The sequence below is a fragment of the Facklamia sp. P13055 genome, from assembly GCF_050409445.1.
GTDB lineage: Bacteria > Bacillota > Bacilli > Lactobacillales > Aerococcaceae > Facklamia.
The window spans coordinates 1-20,524 of the sequence record NZ_JBNUPL010000010.1 but is presented as its reverse complement, the minus strand read 5'-3'; the positions used below and the strand labels follow the sequence as shown (position 1 = coordinate 20,524).

The window sequence follows — 20,524 nt, the reverse complement described above, 5'->3', positions numbered from 1 at the left end:
TATTCATTTAGAGGTCAGTTTATTATAGTTTAACAGCCGTTTATCAACCATTAGTATTCATTTGACAAAAATAATAGTGCGTGGTATATTTAAGTTGTAAAGGTTGAACGGCTGTTCAACTATAAATGATAATTTTTACTATTTATAAACAGAAAGTAGGTCATGCCATGGATAGCTGTCAAGAGAATGCAATTCATCCTGAAGCGATTAAGAAAGCTCAAGAAGTGCCTCTCAATCCAGAACATTTTAAAATTCTAATCAAACTCTTTAAAGCATTAGCAGAACCCTCTCGAGCAAAAATTTTATGGTATTTGCTTAAGACAGAATTGTGTGTTTGCGATTTAGGCCATCTAATAGGCATGTCCAAATCTGCCACTTCTCATCAACTCGCTTATCTATTTAAATTAAATTTAGTTAAAAAGCGCAAAGAAGGACGTATTGTTTATTATTCAATTGCTGATGACCATGTGCGTATTTTATATCACAATGCATTGGAACATGCAGCAGAAGGAGGAAATGATAATAATGACTTATAAATTTAAAATGCAGGGTTTGTCTTGTGCTAACTGTGCTCAAAAAATTGAAACTCGCTTAAACAATTCGGATCAAGTTGAAGCGACCGTTAATTTCGCACAAGGACAATTAACAATCGACACGGACCAAGTGATGGAGTCTAATCTCATTCAAAGCTTGGAACAAAATGTACAAGAAGTCGAACAAGGGATAAAATTGGTTCCGCTCTTTGAGCTAGAAGAAAAATCAAATCTAAACCTTGATAAAAATAAAGACAGTCAAGGCTTACTTGATAGCGAAGGCTGGCGTATTTTAATTACCATTCCTTTATTTATCTTAGGATTCTTTTTAACAAATTATATTTCTTCTGAATGGCTTCTAGTGGGTTATTTTGGTCTGACCTATCTGTTCATAGGTCAGAATGTACTTAAAACTACTTGGAATAAAATTAAAAATAAGGACTGGTTAGAAGAAAATTTCTTAATGACGATTGCTACCTTAGGTGCCTTTGTGATTGGTGAGTACCCTGAAGCAGTTGCCGTTATGCTGTTCTATTCTATCGGAGAATGGTTTCAAGACCGTGCCGTTAACCAATCTCGCCAATCAATTCAATCCTTGATGGCAATTCGTCCTGACTTTGCCCGTATTCAACAAACTGATGGTACATTAACCAAAATTGACCCCCGCGAGTTAGTTGAAGGTCAAGAGTTTATCGTAGCTGTCGGAGACAAGGTCCCTCTAGATGGACAAATTATCCAAGGTCAATCTCAAGTAGACCACTCAGCTATTACTGGAGAATCTCTTCCTCAGAGTTTAAAAGAAGGCGACACCCTCTACTCAGGTTCGATCAACTTAAGTTCTCAGCTGAAAGTTAAAGTCACTAAGACCTTCCAAAATTCAACGGTCAGCCAAATTATCGACTTAGTTGAAAATGCTTCTTCCAAAAAGGCAGCTACTGAGAAATTTATTACTCGGTTCGCACGCGTTTATACACCGGTTGTAGTTGCCTTAGCAGTTCTTTTGGCTACTTTGCCTCCTATCTTTTTTAGTGACATTTCTTGGTCAACAAGCTTTTACCGTGCGTTACAATTTTTAGTTATCTCTTGTCCTTGTGCCTTAGTTGTCTCTGTTCCTATGAGTTTTTATGGTGGAATTGGTGCAGCAGCACGTGAAGGTATCATGGTTAAAGGCGGAAATTTCCTCGAAACCCTAACAAAGATTAAGACCTTAGTTTTAGATAAAACCGGAACAATCACTCAAGGTAACTTTGCGATTGACAAAGTAGAGGCCTTATATTTAAGCAAAAATGAGTTTTTAGAAGCACTGGCTCACTTGGAGAGCCAATCCCACCATCCTATTGCACTCTCCATTCAAGAAGCCTATAATCAGCCCTTAGATCCTCATCGTGTGCAAGAAGTAGAAACAATCACCGGTAAAGGTCTTAAAGGAATTGTGGACGGTAAAAGTTTACTTGCTGGAAACAAGGACTTGATGGATCAATTCAAGATCGAAGTGCCAGAATTAAAGACTGCTGCCACTGTCGTTTATCTCAGTATTAATCAAGCATATCAAGGCTATGTCCTCATTAAAGACCAGATCAAACCAGATTCTCAGTCCGCGCTGACAGAATTACATCAATTAGGTATTTCCTCTGCCATCTTACTTTCTGGTGACAATCAAGCAACCGTCGACGAAATCGCTCAACTTGTTGGGATTGATCAAGCAAAAGGTGACTTGCTTCCACAAGAAAAGATGATCGAACTGGAGAAAATTTTAGCTAACGTTAAGCAATCAACGTCTAATAAAAAATCCTCTAATGTAGCCTTTATCGGTGATGGCATCAATGATGCCCCGGCTCTTGCCCGTGCAGATATTGGAATTGCCATGGGAGGAATGGGATCTGACGCAGCTATTGAATCAGCAGACATTGTCATTATGAATGATTCTTTAGCCAAACTCCCTCAAGCTATTAAAATTGCTCAAAAAACTTTACGCATTGCTCAAGAAAATATAGCCTTTGCACTTGGAATTAAGGTGCTCTTCCTAAGCCTCGCCGCTTTAGGCTTCTCATCCATGTGGATGGCTATTGTCGCCGATGTTGGTGTGACCATCCTTGCAGTTCTTAATAGTTTGCGAACACTTGGGAAAGTTAAATAATAAAAAAACCAGCAAGCATAATAATGGTATGCTTGCTGGTTTTCTTCGTTTAACAAACTCATTTATCTTTAATGAATCCTTTTAGGCCCCTTCAATTTTAAATTCGTAAGTTGAAGGTAGATGGTAATAGGCTTTTAAGGCATTAAGAGCTCCTTGGGCTTTGACTAAAGTTTCTTGGTACTCTTCTTCTGGATCTGAAAGGGCAATAATTGCTCCCCCTAGACCGAGACTAGTCTTTTCTTCTTCAATAACCGCCGTGCGTATAACAATATTTAAATCCATACAACCATTATTAGCAATATAGCCAATAGCCCCTGAGTAGATACCTCGTGGACGTCCTTCTAATTGATCAATTAATTCGAGGGTACGATACTTCGGCGCTCCAGTCATTGAACCACCAGGGAAGCAAGCTTTAAACAGATCAATAGCTGAAACATTTTTTGCAAGAAAGCCTTGAACGGTAGTCACTAATTGATGAAGGGTTGAATAACTCTCAACAGCCATCAACTTGGGAACCGTTACTGTTCCAATCTGACAGACCTTACCTAAATCATTTCGCAATAGGTCTACGATCATCAAGTTTTCAGCCATGGTCTTTTCCTCGGTTGCTAAAGCATGAATAATCGCTTGATCTTCTGCTGAGTTTTGACCCCTTTTAGCCGTTCCTTTGATGGGCTTGGTTTGAACTCTACCATCACGATTCAAAGTTAAGAATTTTTCCATAGAAGAACACGCAACAGCAAAATGATCAAAAGTTAAAAAGGCTGCGTAAGGGGCTGGACTGGCTTGGCGTAAGGTTTGGTAATATATATAGGCATCTAGCTGGTCTTTGATATCCAAGCGGTTGGTCAAACATATTTCATAGGACTCTCCTTTTCGAATGTAGTCTTGACATTGGTGGATAGCTTTCAAATAGTCACTGCGAGCCATAGCCCAAGCAATAGTTGGTTGATCGAAGTCCTCCATGATAAGCTCTTCTTTTTCACCTACTGAAATATAAGCCTGTGAAAAATCTAAATCTTTGATCCAGTCTTTGTCATCTTTATAGGATAGTAAATAGAGTTGGTTTTCGTGATGATCGATAACAGCCGCTCGATCAATATAATCTAATATGACATCAGGATACGATGACTGATGCTGATTAGGCCCTTCCATTAAACTTTTGAGCTCATAACCAAAATAACCAATATAACCTAATTGGAAATCACATGGTAAATCTTGATGGATTGGCCATTGAGGTTGATGTTTTTCTAAATAAGTGAATATATCTTGATGAATTCTTTCTTCTCTTCCCTTTATATCTGTCTTGATAACCAAATTATCCGTAATATCATAGGTCAGACGATGGCCATGGCGAGGACCCGCTTGTCCAATTATAGAAAAACGAGACAAAGCTTTTGTCACTTGACTAGAGTCTAACCATTGCGTTTGTTTATTAATTTGATAAAGCTGATTAAACAACGCTTGTGCATTGCCTTGATAAGGAACTTTTGTAACACGCAAAGGATTTGTCTGTATTTGGAAGGTGTGGATCAAGTCTACAAAATTCTCAATTAGACGCTCACCTTCTTGTGAAGCAATTGACTCTGGATGAAACTGAACGGCGTATTGAGGTTTGCTACGATGAGAAATCCCCATAATTAAGCCATCGTGCGTTCTCGCATCCACTTGAATGTTCTCCAATTTCTCTTCTTTACAGACTAAAGAATGGTAACGGGTCACTTTAAAATCTTGCGGTAGTCCTTTAAAAAGTCCTTGATTATTATGTCTGATTTCACTCAGCCGCCCATGAACAGGCTGAGGAGCCAATATAATTTCTCCTCCATTCAGATAGTAAATTCCTTGCTGACCCAAACAGATGCCCAATATGGGACGTTCTTCTTTTTCGATTACTTCACGGCAAAGACCAAAATCTTCAGGATTTTCAGGACTTCCAGGACCTGGTGAAATAACCACCGCATCAAAATCTAACAATTTGAATTCTTCATATGACATTTGATCATTCTTAATAACCAACGGAACTTCTTGCGTCACTTTGGCTATTAATTGAAACAGATTATAAGTATAGGAATCATAATTATCAATGATAACAAACTTCATAATGGTTTCTCCTAACATTTTTTTCAACGATATCTATGCAACTGGTTATTGTCCTATTTTATCACAATTTGTAGTTAGTAAAAATACCTGAAAAGTAATTTAAAAAGAATAGCATTTAATCCTTGTCAATGATTGACAAGTGCTATCATTCACCTATAATGAAGGAGAACTTTGAACAGAGTATAAAAGGTGCGTAAAGTATTTACAGATGGGAAGTTGCTGTAAAACGAAATGAACAATCATGCGATGCCTTTTATCTTCCGCTGTTTTATTATCCATCTTTAGCGGAGCTCTGAATTTCTCAGAGCTCCTATTTTTGTTTAGGAGGGTACATTTTGGACATCCAATTGAATGTTTTTCCTTATCCAATCTATCTAGAACACCATCATTTTAGTCAATTAAAAAAACGCTTAAGCCAAATGAGCGGAAAAAAGTTTCTACTAACGGATCAAAATGTGGCGACCCTTTACCAAGAACAAATTGATCAACTTGGTCAGTTAGCATCCTTTTCTTACCATATTGTTCCTGCCGGTGAAGCGTCAAAGTCATTAGCTTGTTATCAAGAAGTGATGAATCGTATGGTAGAAGAAAAACTTACTCGGTCTGATTGCCTAATCGCCTTTGGTGGTGGCGTCATTGGTGACTTAGGGGGCTTTTTAGCCGCCACATATTTAAGAGGAATCAACTTTATACAAGTTCCGACGACTCTTTTAGCTATGGTTGACTCTGCCATTGGGGGTAAAAATGGCATTAATTTTGGTGCCTATAAAAATCAAGTGGGTACTTTCTATCATCCCGCTTGGGTTCATATCGATATTGCCTATTTAGACACCTTAGATATCAGACAAATTAACAATGGGTTAGCAGAAATTATAAAATATGCGATCCTTACTGACCCCGCTTTATTGGAGGACATCAGACGAGATAAAAGTCAACTCAACTACTTGAATCTAATTAAACGGTCTTTAGAAATAAAACACGCCTATGTTGCTAATGATTTTCACGATCAAGGTAAAAGACAATTCCTTAATTTAGGTCATACTTTCGCCCATGCCATTGAAAGTATTAGCAACCACCAAGTGAACCATGGTGAAGCAGTCGCAATCGGCCTATTATGGATGGCTCGTGCTAGTTTTAAATTGGGTTGGGCCCGCCAATCATTTGTTCCTCTTCTTGAAGATTTATACCAAAAACAAGGACTATTCCAGACTTATTACTGTGATAACCATGATTTACTGAACGCCATTAATCACGACAAGAAAAAACAAGACCAAACGATTCACTTAATTATTCCTGTTGAAATAGGAAATTGTGTCCGACAAGCCATTCCTATTCATGAATTAGGCCAATGGATTGAAGCAGGGAGTCGATTGTAGATGGATATTCAAATTATGCCTCACTCTTTAAAAGGCAGTATTTCTGCAATTCCTTCTAAATCAGACGCTCATCGAGCACTCTTTGCAGCCAGCTTAGCCAATGGTCCCTCTACCATCTATTTAGACCGTCTTTCAAAAGATTTAGAAGCAACATTGACTTGTATTGAAGGACTAGGTTGCCTGGTTCACCATGATTCAGATCAAAAAGCATACCATATCCTGCCAGATGCTCATTCTATGAAGCGCCACTTCAATGTGGGCGAGTCGGGAACAAGCTTACGCTTTCTAATTCCTATCTTAGCTAGTCGGTTAGAAAAGAACCAACAGGTCGAAATCCTTCGCCAAGGGAGTTTGATCAATCGAACCAACCAACCTTATTGGGACTTGTTTGACCAATTAGGTATTTATTGGCAAGAAGAAGGCCCTAGTATCTGGCTTTCAGGCAAGTTAGAAGCAGGAAATTACCAACTTCCAGGTAATGTTTCTTCTCAATTTATTTCAGGATTAGCTTTGGCTCTCGCTCATTTAAATAAAGCAAGTCAGATAAAATTAACTTCGCCTTTGGAATCCGCTGCCTATGTCGACATGACCTTAGCTAGCTTAAAAGAATTTAGTAAAAGGATTGATTTTTCTCATCAAACTCAAGCCTATCACTTACTCGATGGACCTATACAAGCAGCGCCCTACCAAGTAGAAGGCGATTGGTCCAACGCCCTTTTCTTCTTAGTAGCAGGCGTCCAGGTCTTAAATCTTACTTTTGACAGTCTCCAAGCAGACCGTCAGGCTTTGTCCTATTTGGATAAATTGGGCTATCCCATCCCCGAGCCGGCAAGACAATCCACTGACTATCATCCCAGTAAGACTTCAACTGCAAGTAATCAAATAGTGGAAATCGATGCCCGTCAATTGCCCGATGCCATTCCTATCCTTACCCTAGCAGCCGCTAGAAAAACTGGGATTACTCGCATCGTTAACGGCCAACGCCTCCGCTTAAAAGAAAGTGACCGAATAGAATCTACCGTAGCTCTTATGCAAGCTTTAGGTGTCTACATACAAGCTGAAGCTGATGGGTTCATCTTGCAAGGAGGGCAAGGCTTTCATGGCGGAATTGTGGATACTTTTCAAGACCACCGTATTGCAATGACAGCTGCCATTGCCGGTAGTTTTGCCCAAGAACCTATGATTATTAAAGGGGCGGACTGTGTTTCTAAATCTTATCCCCACTTCTTCGATGATTTTCAAAAATTAGGAGGTATCTATCATGTCCTTTAGTCTCGGTCAAAATTTTCGTCTCACTGTTTACGGACAATCCCATGCTAAAGCGATTGGGGTAGTCATTGATGGCCTTCCTGCCGGTTTAGATTTCCCTTATGCAGCCATTCAAACAGCTCTCGAACGTCGTCGTCCTGGTAAAAAGGTTTGGTCAACTAGCCGTAACGAGACTGATTTATTTGAAGTCAAAGCAGGTATTGTAGACGGTAAAACCTGTGGGGCGCCCCTTTGCTTAGAAATTAGGAATCAAGACATGCAGTCCAAGGATTATGCCCAACATCACTATCTCCCTCGCCCCTCACATGCTGATTATCCTGCTTTCATTAAATATGAGGGACACCATGACATTCGTGGGGGCGGACACTTTTCAGGGCGCATGACTGCTCCAATTGTAATGGCTGGTAGTATTGCCCGCTATTTATTAGAAACAAGCGACATCCAAATTTATAGCCACATTCATTCAATCGCTGGTATAAAAGACCGGTTAGTTGATTTTGCGCAACCTGATTTTAAAGCCTTAAGTGAATTAGTTAATAAAGAATTTGCCGTAATTGATGACCTGCAAGGCCAAGCCATGAAGGAAGCTATCCTAGCCGCTAAAGAAGATAAAGACTCTGTAGGAGGGCAAATCGAAGTAATCGTTGACGGCTTACCAGTTGGTATCGGTCAACCCCTCTATGATTCGTGTGAAGCTAAATTAGCCCATGCCATGTTTGGCATTCCCGCCACTCGCGGCGTAGAATTCGGAACGGGCTTTGCTGGAGCAAACTTACGCGGCAGCCAGCACAACGATCCTTATTATTTGGATAATAACCTGATGGTTAAAACGCTGACCAACCATCACGGCGGTATTATCGGTGGTTTGACCACTGGCATGCCCTTGATTATGCGAGTAGCAATTAAGCCTACTTCTTCTATCGGTCAACCCCAAGCAAGTGTCAACCTTGATAAACAAGTTAATCAAGAATTGACGATTGAGGGCCGGCATGATCCTTGTATCGTCCCTCGGGTTGTTCCCGTTATTGAAGCAATGACCGCTATTTGCCTTTTAGACCTAATGATGATGGACGGTCAATGGCCAACTATTTCAACAAAAAATTAATTGCCGCCTTTAGAAAGTAGGTTCTTATGTTACAGACATCTCAAAAAAATAAAAAACCCACTCTTTGTGGCTTAATCGGACGTAAATTAGGTCATAGTTATTCCCAATCTATTCACCAACGAATTGGGAACTATCCCTATCACTTAATTGAATTAGAACCCAATCAGTTGAAAGACTTTCTTTTAGAGAAAAACTACCTCGGACTCAATGTGACTATTCCTTATAAAGAAGCGGCCTTACCTTATTTAGACAACCTAGACCCCTTGGCTAAAGCCATCGGATCGGTCAATACAATTGTGAATGAAGAGGGAAAACTCAAAGGCTATAATACTGACTACGCTGGCTTAGACTTTTTATTAAAAAATAATCATCTGACCTTAACAGGCAAAAATGTGCTTATTCTTGGATCCGGTGGCTCTGCCAAAATGATCGCTGTTTATGCTAAAAACCATGACTGTCACCGAGTTAGCCATTTAAGCATTCGCCAAGCTTTCCCACCATTAAAGGCTGACAATCAGGCGGCTCAAGTTATTTTCAATGCGACACCGGTTGGTATGTACCCTAATAACCAGGATTTAAGATTAAACTTGACCGCATTCCCTCAACTAGAAGCGGTCGTTGATCTCATCTATAATCCCTTACGCTCTTCTTTAGTCCTCCAAGCCAAAAGCCAAGGCATTCAAGCTATAGGTGGACTCGACATGTTAATTGCTCAAGCTTTTTTTGCCAGTCAACTTTTTACCGGTAAGTCTTATCCGACAGACTTCATCCATCAAATTTGCCAATCCTATTGGCAGGGAATCGAAAACTTAGTTTTTATCGGAATGCCAGGTGTTGGCAAGACCACTCTCGGAAAAAAACTGGCTGATCAACTAGGCCGCCCCTTTTTAGACACCGATCAATTGATCGAAGCTGTCATCCATCAACCGATCTCTGAATATATTTCCAAGGTGGGCGAAAAACCTTTTCGCGACCTAGAAGAAAAAATCATTCATCAAGTGGCTAAGGAAAATGGGCAAGTAATTGCCACGGGCGGAGGTGCCATTTTAAGGGCAAGGAACCGACAAGCTCTAACTCAGAATGGTCGATTGATTCTATTGGAGCGCCCCTTAGAAGAACTGTCTCGAAAGGGCCGACCACTTTCAGCTTCACTAGACCAAGTTAAGCGTTTATGGAATGAACGAAAAACACTCTACCAAGAGAGTGCAGACCTCATTATTCCCGTCAAGTCTTCTATCCCAACTAGCTATCAAGAAATGCAAGAAAGGCTGATCAAACATGCGATTATTAGTCCTCAACGGACCCAACCTTAACTTATTAGGCATCCGTCAACCAGAAATATACGGTCAAACCTCATACTCTGACTTAACAAACTCTTTAAAAAAATGGGCAAATGAATATGCTGTAGACCTTGATATCTTTCAATCCAACCACGAAGGAGCCTTAGTCGATAAAATTCAAAATGCTTATCAAAAGGTGGATGGCATAGTAATAAACCCAGCTGCCTACACCCATACATCCATCGCTATTCGCGATGCTTTAGCAGCCGTTGCCATTCCTTTTGTAGAAGTCCATCTAAGTTCTATTAGTCAAAGAGAAAGTTACCGACAAGTCTCATATATCCAAGATTTAGCCTTAATAACAATTGAAGGACAAGGCCCTGCAGGCTACCTTCAAGCTCTGGATTTTATCAAAAATTACCTCTTTAATCCTAATAATCCATCACCTATCACATAGAAAGAGAAGATATAAATGACAATGAATTCTGTATCTGTAAAGCAAGTCACTTTTGGCAAACAACCAGCTATTGTTATCGCTGGACCCTGCTCTATTGAATCTGAAGAACATATTTTTAAAGAAGCTCAAGCCTTGAAGGCGGCGGGAGTCGACATGATTCGAGCGGGTGCTTATAAACCAAGAACCAGCCCTCATGCTTTTCAAGGTTTAGGCTTTGAAGGTGTAAAGTACTTAAGAGCCGCCGCTGATTCAGTTCACCTCCCGATGGTCACAGAAGTTTTAAGTGAATATGATGTCGAAAAGCTGATCGATCTTGTGGACATGTTTCAAGTAGGTTCTCGAAATATGTATAATTACCAACTGCTGAAGTTGTTAGGTCAAGCCGGTAAACCTGTCCTATTAAAAAGAGGCTTTTCAGCAACTCTTAAAGAATGGGAAATGGCCGGTCAGTATTTAATGAGCGAAGGAAAAGCTTCGGTTGTATACTGCGAACGCGGCATACGTAGCTTTCAAGATGAAACACGCAACACCCTTGATTTAGCAGGTGCTATTCTCCTCCAAGCCAAAACGAAACAACCTGTCGTTATTGATCCTAGCCATGCCAGTGGTAGACGCGACCTCATCCTCCCTTTAAGTAAAGCCGCTTTAGCCGCTGATATTTCGGGGATTATGGTCGAAGTCCATCACAATCCCGACCAGGCCTGGACCGATGCCGCTCAGACTATTGATTATTCTATGTTGGATCAACTAATGAAGGAGTGCCAACCATGGCTTACATCAAATTAGATGAAGGCTTTCTTTTTGGACAAGGTGTTTTTACCACCCTTAAAGTCATCAATGGACAAGCGCTCTTCTTAGACCAACATCTTAGCCGTTTGTGTCAATCAGCCAAAGCTTTAGGTTTCAAAAGTTCTATAACCAAAAACGTTATTGTCAACTCTATTAACGAGAAAGAAATGGTGGATGGGGCTTTAAAAATCATCCTCTCACCAGGTAATCTTGTTCTACAAGAACGATCGGATCCCTATGGTAAGAGATTCTTGCCTGCAAAGCCATTAAAATTAGCCAAGTGGCAGCGCCATTCCTCTAACACACTCTTGCAACATAAGTCCACTATGTACTTAGCGAACAAAATTAATTTAAAGCAGATAAGAGAAAAAGGGGCTTTTGAATGCATCTTTTTAAATGAAAAAGACCAGATCACTGAGGGAAGCTTTACGAATCTCTTTTTTGTTAAAGACCAAGAGCTTATCACTGCTCCAACAAGCGCAGGTCTTCTTCCAGGTATTATGCGTCAATGGGTGCTTGACCATTTCCCTGTGACTATTCGCCCCATAGACTGGCAAGAAAGACAATCTTTCCAAGCTGGTTTTATGACCAACTGTTTGATGGGGATTACTCCAATTAAAACACTTGAATCAACCCATTACCAAGATCATCATCCTCTAATTGATTACATCCAAGAGGAATATTCTATAAAAATATATAAGCAAAAAGCTAGCCAATGGTGATAACATTTGACTAGCTTTTTTATTCATTATATTCATCTTCCGATTCATAAATACTCACGCCTGCAAGCTGATTGATATCTTGAAAGAACTTTTCAGCATGAACTTCTTTAGGAATTACTAGACGGACTAAATAATCAAGTTGGTCACTATTATTCACTAAGGGTTTGATAAAAGTGACGGTAACTAATGACACTTCAATAAAATGAAGGACCTCATTAAAAGATTGAACATCATTTGCTTGCACAAAAACCGTTACCCAAGGTGTTTTCTTCCTTAATGAGCTTTCAAGTCTTTGTAAGAAGGTCAAAGTGATTAGGAGTATAAAGCCTACAACAATTGCTACTTCGTAGAAGCCGATCCCAATTGCTAAGCCAATACAAGCCGAAGACTACAAGCCCGCAGCCGTGGTTAACCCTTTAATTTTGTCACGATTAGTGACTAAAATCATACCGGCACCTAAAAAGCCAATCCCACTCACAACTTGCGACCCCATCCGTGTAGGATCAACCCCTTCAAAAAATTCGGCTGCAAACTGATTGGTCATCATTACCATGGCTGAAGTTACACAGACTAAAATATAAGTACGCATACCGGCTGGATGATTTTTCAATCCACGTCCAAAACCAATCATACCACTAATCAACATAGCTAAAAGGGGCCTTAAGAGTATGGTAAAGAAATTTACTTCTTCAAAATTAATCGTTGGTAACTTCATTGATGACTTCCTTTACTTAATCCTTGGTCTTATTATAACAGCTTACTATTTAATTTACCCAATAGCTTTTCATAGTAAAACTAGTTAAGCGGCTCTTCAGAAGAAAATTTGGGTAAAAGAGGAAGTATGATAGCAATGATTAAAATTATTAATAGGAAAGTCATCATTTTAGTTGCATAACTTTCACCAGTATTTGGTAACTGTGTTTGATTATTTCCTGACATAGAAGAATTTTCTTTTTGATTTAATGCTTTTTTATCCTGTTCACTGTTTAGTTTTGTTTTTTTGTTATTGTCTTTGTATACCACCGCATATTCACTAAAATGATCTGCAGTGAATTGGACCTTATTTTCCAAATAAAGTGATGGAACTTGAAATGCAACTTGACTGTTTACATCCAAATAGACGACCGAATGAAATACTCGGTTCTGATCCAGTGTGATTGTAACAGTAGCTGGGTGTTTGATTTGAATTTTTTTACCTTGAGAATCTATTGGATAAATATCATAAATATCAGCTGATCGATTATTCAATAGTTTCATATGTTCTTCAGTCATAGCTACCGGCGCTACAATGAAATCAAAAATATCTCTATCTAGCCAGTCCACCCCAATAGATACTCCAGTCACTTCATCATAATAATCATTTAATAAACTATCAACTATTTCTTCCTTATTAGGCAGTTCAAAAGTAAAATTAGGTTCTACTTGAGTGAACCCTTCGTTAGTCGAATAATTTTGGGAATCGGTTGTGGTTGTTTTTTCTCCGGTGAAATCAATACTCAATGAAGTAGTCGTATCTTCAGTGGTTAAAAGCTCCTCGGTTTGAGTTTGGTTGGCTTCTTCATCACTAGTTCCATTATCAATCATTCTTTCGCCTACATAGACGGTAATATTATAAGCTGGGCCCCCATAAGGCACTTCTGAAAATATAGGTGAATAAAACTTAGTTTTTACATCGGTAGATATATAATAGAACTTGTCTGAATCTAGCATAGAAAGTGCTTTTTTAATTAGTTGATCTATTGATTTATTTGAAATTTCCGAATTGTCTTCATATAGTAATTCATTTTTATTGACTACTTTAATCCTCTTCCAAAGAGGCCCGTCATCCCAAGAATCATCATAAATTATACCTTTTGGGATAAGCTCCTTTCTTCTATTTAAATTGCTCGCTTCATCAAGATTTTTAATATAAACAGTCACTATATCTTTTTGATATCTTGAAAAAAGAACCCCATTTGATTCGTCATCATATATAAGCGAGTCAGTCAATTGATTACTTAAGTGAATAAAATGAGTATGATAATTTTGATTATATTCATCTAGAAACTTTGAAATATCCTCATATTTATTATTAAGAGATGTCCTTGTAAAAACTAAATCATTCGAGTCATTATCAATAAAATAAAATTCTTTTTTTGTCACTCTACTTTCAAATTCTTCACTAGTCTCAGCAGTACTTTCCCAATCATTTGGAGCTATTACTTCAAAAGTTGGTATATCGAAATCATTCATTTCTTCTAAAGAAGTGTAATATTTGTAATGATAATAAGTATCTATTAGATAGGCAAACTTAAGTTCAAAGGGTGAGTCAGAATAATTTGGTGCCTTAAAATAAGATTTGAATTCATAAAGATTCTCTCCTATTTTCGAAACTTTATCTTTTTCTTCTATTATTTGTTGAAGCGATTCATTATTCTGATTATTAAATGAGACGACCATGTCTATTATCTCAGACTGATCACTAGCGACCACTCGCACTTCGATTACTTCTCCCGGATTATAGTAATTTTTATCTGTTTCAACACTAATCAATTTTGGAGGAGAAATATCTTCCTGTAGATCACTAATTACCTGTATTTCTGGAAATAAATTTTTTGTTTCTATAAAATCTAGTTTGTATTCTTTTATATTTTTAGAACTATCCATCACTGATACTTTTGAAACTCTATACTTTCTTGATGAAATCTCCGGAACTTTTGCGTACAGAATTCCTTCATAAGTGTTTTCTCTCACTTTATATATTTTATTTTCTATGTCTAAGAATGTTCCAAATCCTGTGCCAAAATCATCATGGAAACTTAGGAAAATAGATTCGATTGTTGATCGATCTTCTACCTTAACTTTCACTTCAATTTGTTCGCCTGGGCGGTAATCACTTTTATTCGTTATCACACTTAATAGTTTAGGCGCTTCTTTGTCATCTGCAAAACTGAGCGTAGTACGCCTATCTTCTGTTGTTTCATTGAAGTCATCTTCGCTAGTGGTATAATCATATTCACTGCTATCTTGTATGTTTTCAGTGGACACTAAACTGGTATTTTCATAATATATTTCTGAAGTTAAAATACTCGAATCTTCATAATTGTTTTCGGAACTTTTATAATTTGCATAATCATTATGACTATTCTCTAGCGCAAGTGCCATCGGATGAATTATCAGACAATTAATCATCATCATGACTGAGCAAAAAGTTCCAAATTTTGCAATCGTCTTCATAAGCAACCTCTTTCTCGAATGTATTTAAAATATATTTAATTTATTATAGCATTGTTAATTAGAGAAGTGAGGAAGATTTTGGTTTTTTGGGCAATCTTTTTTAAAAATCACCCTCCACAATCGGAGGGTGATTTACTATTAATATAATATTTTTTATAATTCAATCACTTGGCTCTTGTTTAATTCCATAGCTTTTTCATAAATCGCTTTTCCAACTATAATATCTAAAACAGCAGAGCCTATCGTCTTAAAGACAGTGAGTTCGTCTTCTGATTGACGCCCGGCTATTTTACCTGAATCTATTTGACCTAATTCACCTGTGATGGACTTTTTTGTATCATACCTTTTTTGAGCGGATTGATTAAATCGCCTGATTCATTTAAGACTCCATCTTTGGTATCTAAATAGATCTTACCTGCTTGAGCAAAAATTGCTTCAGGAAGTTCTTGCATGTCTGGCGTGTATGAGCCTACGCCATTAATATGGGCTCCTGGTTTAAGATTTTCACTATCAAAAACAGCTTTTGTAATGTGGTAACAATTGTGATAACGTCGTCCCCACCGATTGTTTCTTTTGGAGAAGCAACAGCTTTAATTTCAACGTCAAACTTTTTAGCGAATAAATCCATCATTTTTTTAAGCGAATGCGCTAGCACGCTCTTGGTCACTATCAAAGGCACACTCTTCTTTAATTGGTTGCGCTGATAACATCGCTTCTAATTGATGTTGAGCGTGTCCCCCTGTTTTAAACATGGATATTATTCGGATAGACAGAAACTATTTTAAACCCTGTCGCCGAGCCAGCTAAACTTGGCATGGATAAATTTTGACCTCCGAATTCTTCTAAATCAATGTTTGTTCTTAAGGGATTATCTGTTTTATCTTCAGAATATAATTTTAAAGCTTTTTTACCGCTTGAATAGTTCTTTCATGGTCATAACTTCCTTTATATCTGCTTCATTCAACACTCTTATTTCCACGGAAACACTCTCTTTAACTTTATCAAGTTTTATCCTCTTATTAAGAGTAACAAAAGAGAAGCCTTAGATTAAACAATAATTCTTAGCTTCTTGAGCCTATTTATTAATAGTTTTTGATATCATAAATTATTACATCAACATAGTGAAATGTTTTGCTGTTAATTATTGAAACAATATCTATATCAAACAATACTAACCTATTCTATCCTTATTTGTTCGATATATAATGGGCATCAAACCATTATTAAAAATAGAACTTATTCCTCCCTCCTCAAATCAATGAACCAATTGAAGGAATCAACCATAAGATTAAACTTCTCAACAGATATGCTGATGGCTATCAATACTACACACACTTCCGAGCAAGTGGTTTAGTCATTTCATAACGCTTTACGTCAGGAAAAAAAGATCAAGCAACAAAAACATGCTGCTTGATCTCTTGAAAAATATTATCAATCCGATTGAACAATGAGCCTTATTTCTCTACATACACTGCTTCTAAATCTTTAATTTGGTCAAAGGCATCTTGAGCTAATTGCATGGTTTGTTCAGTAATCCATTCTGCAGCTGCTTGGGGATCTTCCGCATACATCGTGATAAGTTCTTGACGTAATTCTTCGTATTTATCTTTACCAGCTTTTTCAATGGCTAAGATCTTTTCTCTCATTTCTGGTTTTAAGTTCTCTTCATCTTCTAACATAATGGTTAGTAGATTATCTACTGCCCAATAGAATGATTCTGGATCATATTCATTGGCTTCCACTTGGTAAGCAGATAGTGTGTCATTGATATTTCCAAAGTATGGTAAGTAAGGTGAAACGGTAGGTGATCCCATCGCTAACCACATCACACCTGGTACTTTTTCAGGCATATCTTCATAAATTTGGAAGATATGAGCTTCCATTGTATTTTTGTTACCAATGGGATATAAAGCATTCTCAGGCTTTTCTGGTTCTTGCTTTTCAGTCGTTTCAGTTTCTTCGCCCTCTGTTGTTTCAGCTTCTTCGCCTTCTGTTGCTTCAGCTTCTTCGCCCTCTGTTGCTTCAGCCTCTTCGCTTTCTTCTACTTCGGTTTCTTCGGTTTCTGTTGCTTCGGTTTCTTCGCTTTCTTCTACTTCGGTTTCTTCGGTTTCTGTTGCTTTGGTTTCTTCACCTTCTGTTGCCTCAGCCTCTTCGCTTTCTGTTGCTTTGGTTTCTTCACCCTCTGTTGCCTCAGCCTCTTCGCTTTCTGTTGCTTTGGTTTCTTCACCTTCTGTTGTTTCAGTTTCTTTAACAACTTGTCCACCGGTAGCAGATGCGATGTTATCCGCTGGAATATAATCTGTATCTTCTAAACGATTTCGTTGTAAGCTCATGACTTGATCTAATGTGATTGTTTTATCCGTAGAATGTAAGAATGGAAACTCTGTATCATCTAAAGAAACTTCTGCATCTGGATCTAAGGTTTTTACTCCAGACCAATACCTAGACACAGACCCGGGATCTATTTCAGCTGCATAAGAATCAGCAACCCGAATCATCCCCTCTTCCTCGACATAAGTACCCGCTTCTTCTGCAATGTTAATTAAATCGGCAGAGGCAATCACATTTTCAGTATCGTTCACATCGATTGTTTCTAAGAAGAACGAGTTGGGGAATACGGCAAACATATCATCTGGCAACTTCATCGCAGCATATTGATGACCGGATAAAATTTCCATATACCAAGTTTCATTTTTATCAGCAATAATCAATCCGTTGCCTTCGGAAGAGCCTTTCTCATCGATAATCGATGCTAACAACTCCACGCCCTCACGCGCTGTTTTAACGTGACCTAAAACGACGGTCGTCATGATTCCTTCTGAAAGACCATTTTCAACTAAAGGGTCAACCGCTAAAACTTCATCATTAGTATAAGTAGTAGTGGTCGCATCCATCGCTACACCATACTCATTATAACCTGCTTCATAATACAAGCCCCACTCAGGGGTGGTATCTGGCACAGCAAAATACTTATAAGATTGAGCTGGTAGTTCAAATTCGAACTTAGTATATTCATCCACTAACTTTGCGCCTTCTTCATTTTCCGTCGCTTCAATTACTACAAAAGTCTTATTATGGCTTTGTTCTAAGTCTTCTGTTCGGCCAAAAATAACTGACCCATCTTCTGTAAGGCCCTTACCAACATATACGCCTGTACAGGCAGCTACTGGTTGAGCCAGTAACATTCCTGCCGATAACATGGCAACAATGCTTGCGAAAAACTTCTTCATAAAATACCTCCTAAATTTTTGTGTAAACGCTTCATGATTTAATTATAACACTTGGTTATTACTTAATCAGTTTATATAGCATATTATTTTTATAAATAGATTATGGCTCATTAGTTATAATCTAAAATTGTAAAAAACTATTAAACAAAAGAAAAAATAATGCCCAACTAGACTTGAATTCTAGCTAGGCATTTATACTTATGATAATGAGGTTTGAATAATTACATCATTTCATCCAGTCGCACAAACTGATACCCATTGGCTTGGACGCTTTCAATGACTGCTCCTAATGAGTTAGCCGATTCTTGATAGATGTCGTGCATTAAAATTACTGGACTAGGTAATAGGGTTGCTACTACACGGTTGATAATGGCTTGTTCATTTCGACTCTTCCAATCTTCCGAATCAACGTTCCATAGAACAGGAGTCATTTCCGTTAAATTCATTTCACGTTTGCCACCTGCTCCATATGGCATTCGATAGTAGTTGACAGGGGCATTAGTCACCCTTTCAATAATTTCGTTAGTGTGATTCAGTTCATATAGAACATCAGTATCACTAATTATTGTATAATTTCGATGACTGTAGGAATGGTTGCCCACCAAGTGCCCTTCATCATGCATGCGTTGAATGATTTCGGGATACTTTTCTGCATTTTGACCCAATACAAAAAAGGTTGCTTTCACATCATGTGCTTTAAGAATATCTAGGATTTGTGGCGTAGTGACTGGGTTGGGCCCGTCATCAAACGTTAAGACTGCAAATTTAGCAGAGTGCATTTGAGTATTAGTATTTTCATCTGGCTGGGCTGATATGTTTATAAACTTCCCTAGGTCTGGGTCAGCATAGACTTTACGAGGGACTGGAATAGAATGTTCATAAATTGCCTTTCCCCAACTTTGATAACAGTGACTCAAGTCTTTGTATGTTCTTGTTAAGTTGTTTGCTTCTAATTTACGATCAATTTCTTTCACTTTAATTAAAAAACCTGGAGAATATTTGTTAGGATTTTCCATATTCTTTTTAAGATTACGAACCTCTTGATTTAATTCGACTAGCGGCCGATCTCTCTCGGCTAAAGAATGGATGGATTCTTTGAGTGGTTGATCAGTTATTTCAGCTAAAATGGTCTCTATTTTTGTATTATACTCATTGAGACTAATATCTCTTAATTCTCTTTCTTCAACCACACCCTCTCCGGTTAAGGGTTGCGTTTCATATAATTCCAATAGTTCTTTGCGATAAGCTTCAGGCGATTTGTTCTTTCGAGCACTCAATTCGATTTTTGAAAAGGTCGATTCATTCTGATTGTTAGCATTAAATGTCATATAAATGATTAACAGTAAAATTGAACACACTGCTAGGCTGGCTGCTATTTTCTTATACATTTGATCACCTTATTTTATTCACAATTTTTTTCCAGCTTTTTTACATCTTTTTAAGCATACTCCATCTAATAGATAAATTCTAGGGAAAAAGATAAAGAAATTAACTTTATTTACAATTGTTCCAATTAGAAATTTTAATTATCTTTAATTATTCTAAAACTATATTGTTATAAAAATTCAAAAAGTTTTTAAGTCCTTTTGGTTTTCTATTTATTATTCTCTAAGGCAATAAGCTATCTAATTGAATGCCTTCTCCTTCAATGTTATGGTTAATATATAGACAAGAAATAAAACTGTTAAAATCAAAAGGAGGAGTCATTGATGAAAAAAATATAGTGCTATTGGCAAGTATGATGATGTTGGGGGGAGTGACTGTCTCCGCTCAAGATGAAGAAAAGATTGAAGAATTGAAAATCGAAATTAAAGTTCTCAAAGTGGAGCTGAAAGACAAGAAAGCCAAGTTAAAAGAATTAACAGGTGGAGATGAAGAATATATTATTACGGATGACAAAGACTTCTTCATTAAATATGTCGAAGTAAATGAAAAAGATGATGAAGAATTAGGGTATTATTATGAGTTCGTCTTTGAAGTAGAAAATAAGACAGATAGAACCATGAATATCATGGCAGAAGATGTTACTATCGATGATGATTTAATCGATAAAAAATGGTTTTTCTTTCAGAAGAAATTGAAGCAAGCGCTAAAGGCGAAATCATCTTAAAAATTCAAAGCTTAGAAGAAGATGAAGAGGCACCTGAATTAGATGATGATTTAGAAATGACGCTAAAATTAGTGAACGAAGAAGATCCTGACTTAAATATTGAGTACCCTGTTTCGATTGATATAGATTAAAATGATTAAAACACCCAGTTTATTGATATTGTATGCCAGTAATGCAATGCCTAATTCAATTTTCACCTT

The 20,524-nt window shown here is 37.7% G+C and carries 18 protein-coding genes and 1 riboswitch; of the genes, 10 read left to right on the top strand and 8 right to left on the bottom strand.

Going from position 1 to position 20,524, the window contains the following annotated elements; all coding sequences use genetic code 11:
- Nucleotides 1-167 precede the first annotated feature (167 nt).
- The gene (locus ACQV2O_RS05215) at nt 168-536 is read left to right on the top strand and encodes an ArsR/SmtB family transcription factor (RefSeq protein ID WP_428875159.1); all 369 of its coding nucleotides are present in this window, start codon (nt 168-170) and stop codon (nt 534-536) included.
- Nucleotides 526-2,670: a heavy metal translocating P-type ATPase gene (locus tag ACQV2O_RS05210; RefSeq protein ID WP_428874353.1), complete on the top strand. Its 2,145-nt coding sequence runs from the start codon at nt 526-528 to the stop codon at nt 2,668-2,670. The genes ACQV2O_RS05215 and ACQV2O_RS05210 overlap by 11 nt, the downstream gene beginning before the upstream one ends.
- An 81-nt stretch (nt 2,671-2,751) precedes the next feature.
- Here ACQV2O_RS05210 and pabB read toward each other — a convergent pair whose 3' ends face one another.
- Complete coding sequence (pabB, locus tag ACQV2O_RS05205) at nt 2,752-4,770, bottom strand: aminodeoxychorismate synthase component I (RefSeq protein WP_428875158.1); 2,019 nt, start codon at nt 4,768-4,770, stop codon at nt 2,752-2,754.
- A 174-nt stretch (nt 4,771-4,944) separates the two neighbouring features.
- Nucleotides 4,945-5,038: riboswitch (THF riboswitch) on the top strand.
- Nucleotides 5,039-5,105: 67 nt separating this feature from the next.
- On the opposite strand from pabB, the gene aroB reads away from it, so the two are divergent.
- Genes aroB through ACQV2O_RS05170 form a run of 7 tightly spaced genes read left to right on the top strand, consistent with a single transcriptional unit; the run spans nt 5,106 to nt 11,768 of the window.
- On the top strand, nt 5,106-6,146 hold the full coding sequence (gene aroB / locus ACQV2O_RS05200; RefSeq protein WP_428874355.1) for a 3-dehydroquinate synthase: 1,041 nt from the start codon (nt 5,106-5,108) through the stop codon (nt 6,144-6,146).
- Nucleotides 6,147-7,418, top strand: coding sequence for a 3-phosphoshikimate 1-carboxyvinyltransferase (locus ACQV2O_RS05195; RefSeq protein ID WP_428875157.1), 1,272 nt, complete (start codon nt 6,147-6,149; stop codon nt 7,416-7,418). It begins immediately after the preceding gene.
- Nucleotides 7,408-8,520 (top strand): chorismate synthase, encoded by a 1,113-nt coding sequence (gene aroC, locus ACQV2O_RS05190; protein WP_428875156.1) that lies wholly within the window; start codon nt 7,408-7,410, stop codon nt 8,518-8,520. The genes ACQV2O_RS05195 and aroC overlap by 11 nt, the downstream gene beginning before the upstream one ends.
- Before the next feature lie 26 nt (nt 8,521-8,546).
- Nucleotides 8,547-9,833 carry a shikimate kinase gene (locus ACQV2O_RS05185; protein WP_428875155.1) on the top strand — a complete coding sequence of 429 codons (1,287 nt, stop codon included), beginning with the start codon at nt 8,547-8,549 and terminating at the stop codon, nt 9,831-9,833.
- Nucleotides 9,799-10,257 (top strand): type II 3-dehydroquinate dehydratase, encoded by a 459-nt coding sequence (aroQ, locus tag ACQV2O_RS05180; RefSeq protein ID WP_428874359.1) that lies wholly within the window; start codon nt 9,799-9,801, stop codon nt 10,255-10,257. Before ACQV2O_RS05185 ends, aroQ begins: the two co-directional genes overlap by 35 nt.
- A 15-nt stretch (nt 10,258-10,272) precedes the next feature.
- The gene (aroF, locus tag ACQV2O_RS05175; RefSeq protein ID WP_428874360.1) at nt 10,273-11,043 is read left to right on the top strand and encodes a 3-deoxy-7-phosphoheptulonate synthase; all 771 of its coding nucleotides are present in this window, start codon (nt 10,273-10,275) and stop codon (nt 11,041-11,043) included.
- A complete protein-coding gene (locus ACQV2O_RS05170; RefSeq protein ID WP_428874361.1) occupies nt 11,025-11,768 on the top strand; it encodes an aminotransferase class IV in 744 nt (247 codons plus the stop codon). The genes aroF and ACQV2O_RS05170 overlap by 19 nt, the downstream gene beginning before the upstream one ends.
- A 19-nt stretch (nt 11,769-11,787) precedes the next feature.
- Here the strand turns inward: ACQV2O_RS05170 and ACQV2O_RS05165 are convergent, their stop codons facing one another.
- The 7 genes from ACQV2O_RS05165 to ACQV2O_RS05135 form a co-directional block, all read right to left on the bottom strand.
- Nucleotides 11,788-12,012, bottom strand: a complete 225-nt coding sequence (locus ACQV2O_RS05165; RefSeq protein ID WP_428874362.1) for a hypothetical protein — start codon at nt 12,010-12,012, stop codon at nt 11,788-11,790.
- 144 nt (nt 12,013-12,156) lie between these two features.
- The gene (locus ACQV2O_RS05160; RefSeq protein WP_428875154.1) at nt 12,157-12,483 is read right to left on the bottom strand and encodes an MgtC/SapB family protein; all 327 of its coding nucleotides are present in this window, start codon (nt 12,481-12,483) and stop codon (nt 12,157-12,159) included.
- An 80-nt stretch (nt 12,484-12,563) separates the two neighbouring features.
- Nucleotides 12,564-14,984 (bottom strand): hypothetical protein, encoded by a 2,421-nt coding sequence (locus ACQV2O_RS05155; protein WP_428875153.1) that lies wholly within the window; start codon nt 14,982-14,984, stop codon nt 12,564-12,566.
- Between the two features lie 153 nt (nt 14,985-15,137).
- Complete coding sequence (locus tag ACQV2O_RS05150; protein WP_428875185.1) at nt 15,138-15,272, bottom strand: hypothetical protein; 135 nt, start codon at nt 15,270-15,272, stop codon at nt 15,138-15,140.
- Nucleotides 15,273-15,292: 20 nt separating this feature from the next.
- The gene (locus tag ACQV2O_RS05145; RefSeq protein WP_428875152.1) at nt 15,293-15,436 is read right to left on the bottom strand and encodes a hypothetical protein; all 144 of its coding nucleotides are present in this window, start codon (nt 15,434-15,436) and stop codon (nt 15,293-15,295) included.
- A gap of 1,002 nt (nt 15,437-16,438) precedes the next feature.
- Nucleotides 16,439-18,214 (bottom strand): C69 family dipeptidase, encoded by a 1,776-nt coding sequence (locus tag ACQV2O_RS05140; RefSeq protein ID WP_428875151.1) that lies wholly within the window; start codon nt 18,212-18,214, stop codon nt 16,439-16,441.
- A gap of 221 nt (nt 18,215-18,435) precedes the next feature.
- Nucleotides 18,436-19,602, bottom strand: coding sequence for a polysaccharide deacetylase family protein (locus ACQV2O_RS05135; protein WP_428875150.1), 1,167 nt, complete (start codon nt 19,600-19,602; stop codon nt 18,436-18,438).
- A 260-nt stretch (nt 19,603-19,862) separates the two neighbouring features.
- Here ACQV2O_RS05135 and ACQV2O_RS05130 point away from each other — a divergent pair, with 260 nt between their 5' ends.
- A complete protein-coding gene (locus ACQV2O_RS05130; RefSeq protein WP_428875149.1) occupies nt 19,863-20,324 on the top strand; it encodes a hypothetical protein in 462 nt (153 codons plus the stop codon).
- The last annotated feature ends 200 nt before the right edge of the window (nt 20,325-20,524 follow it).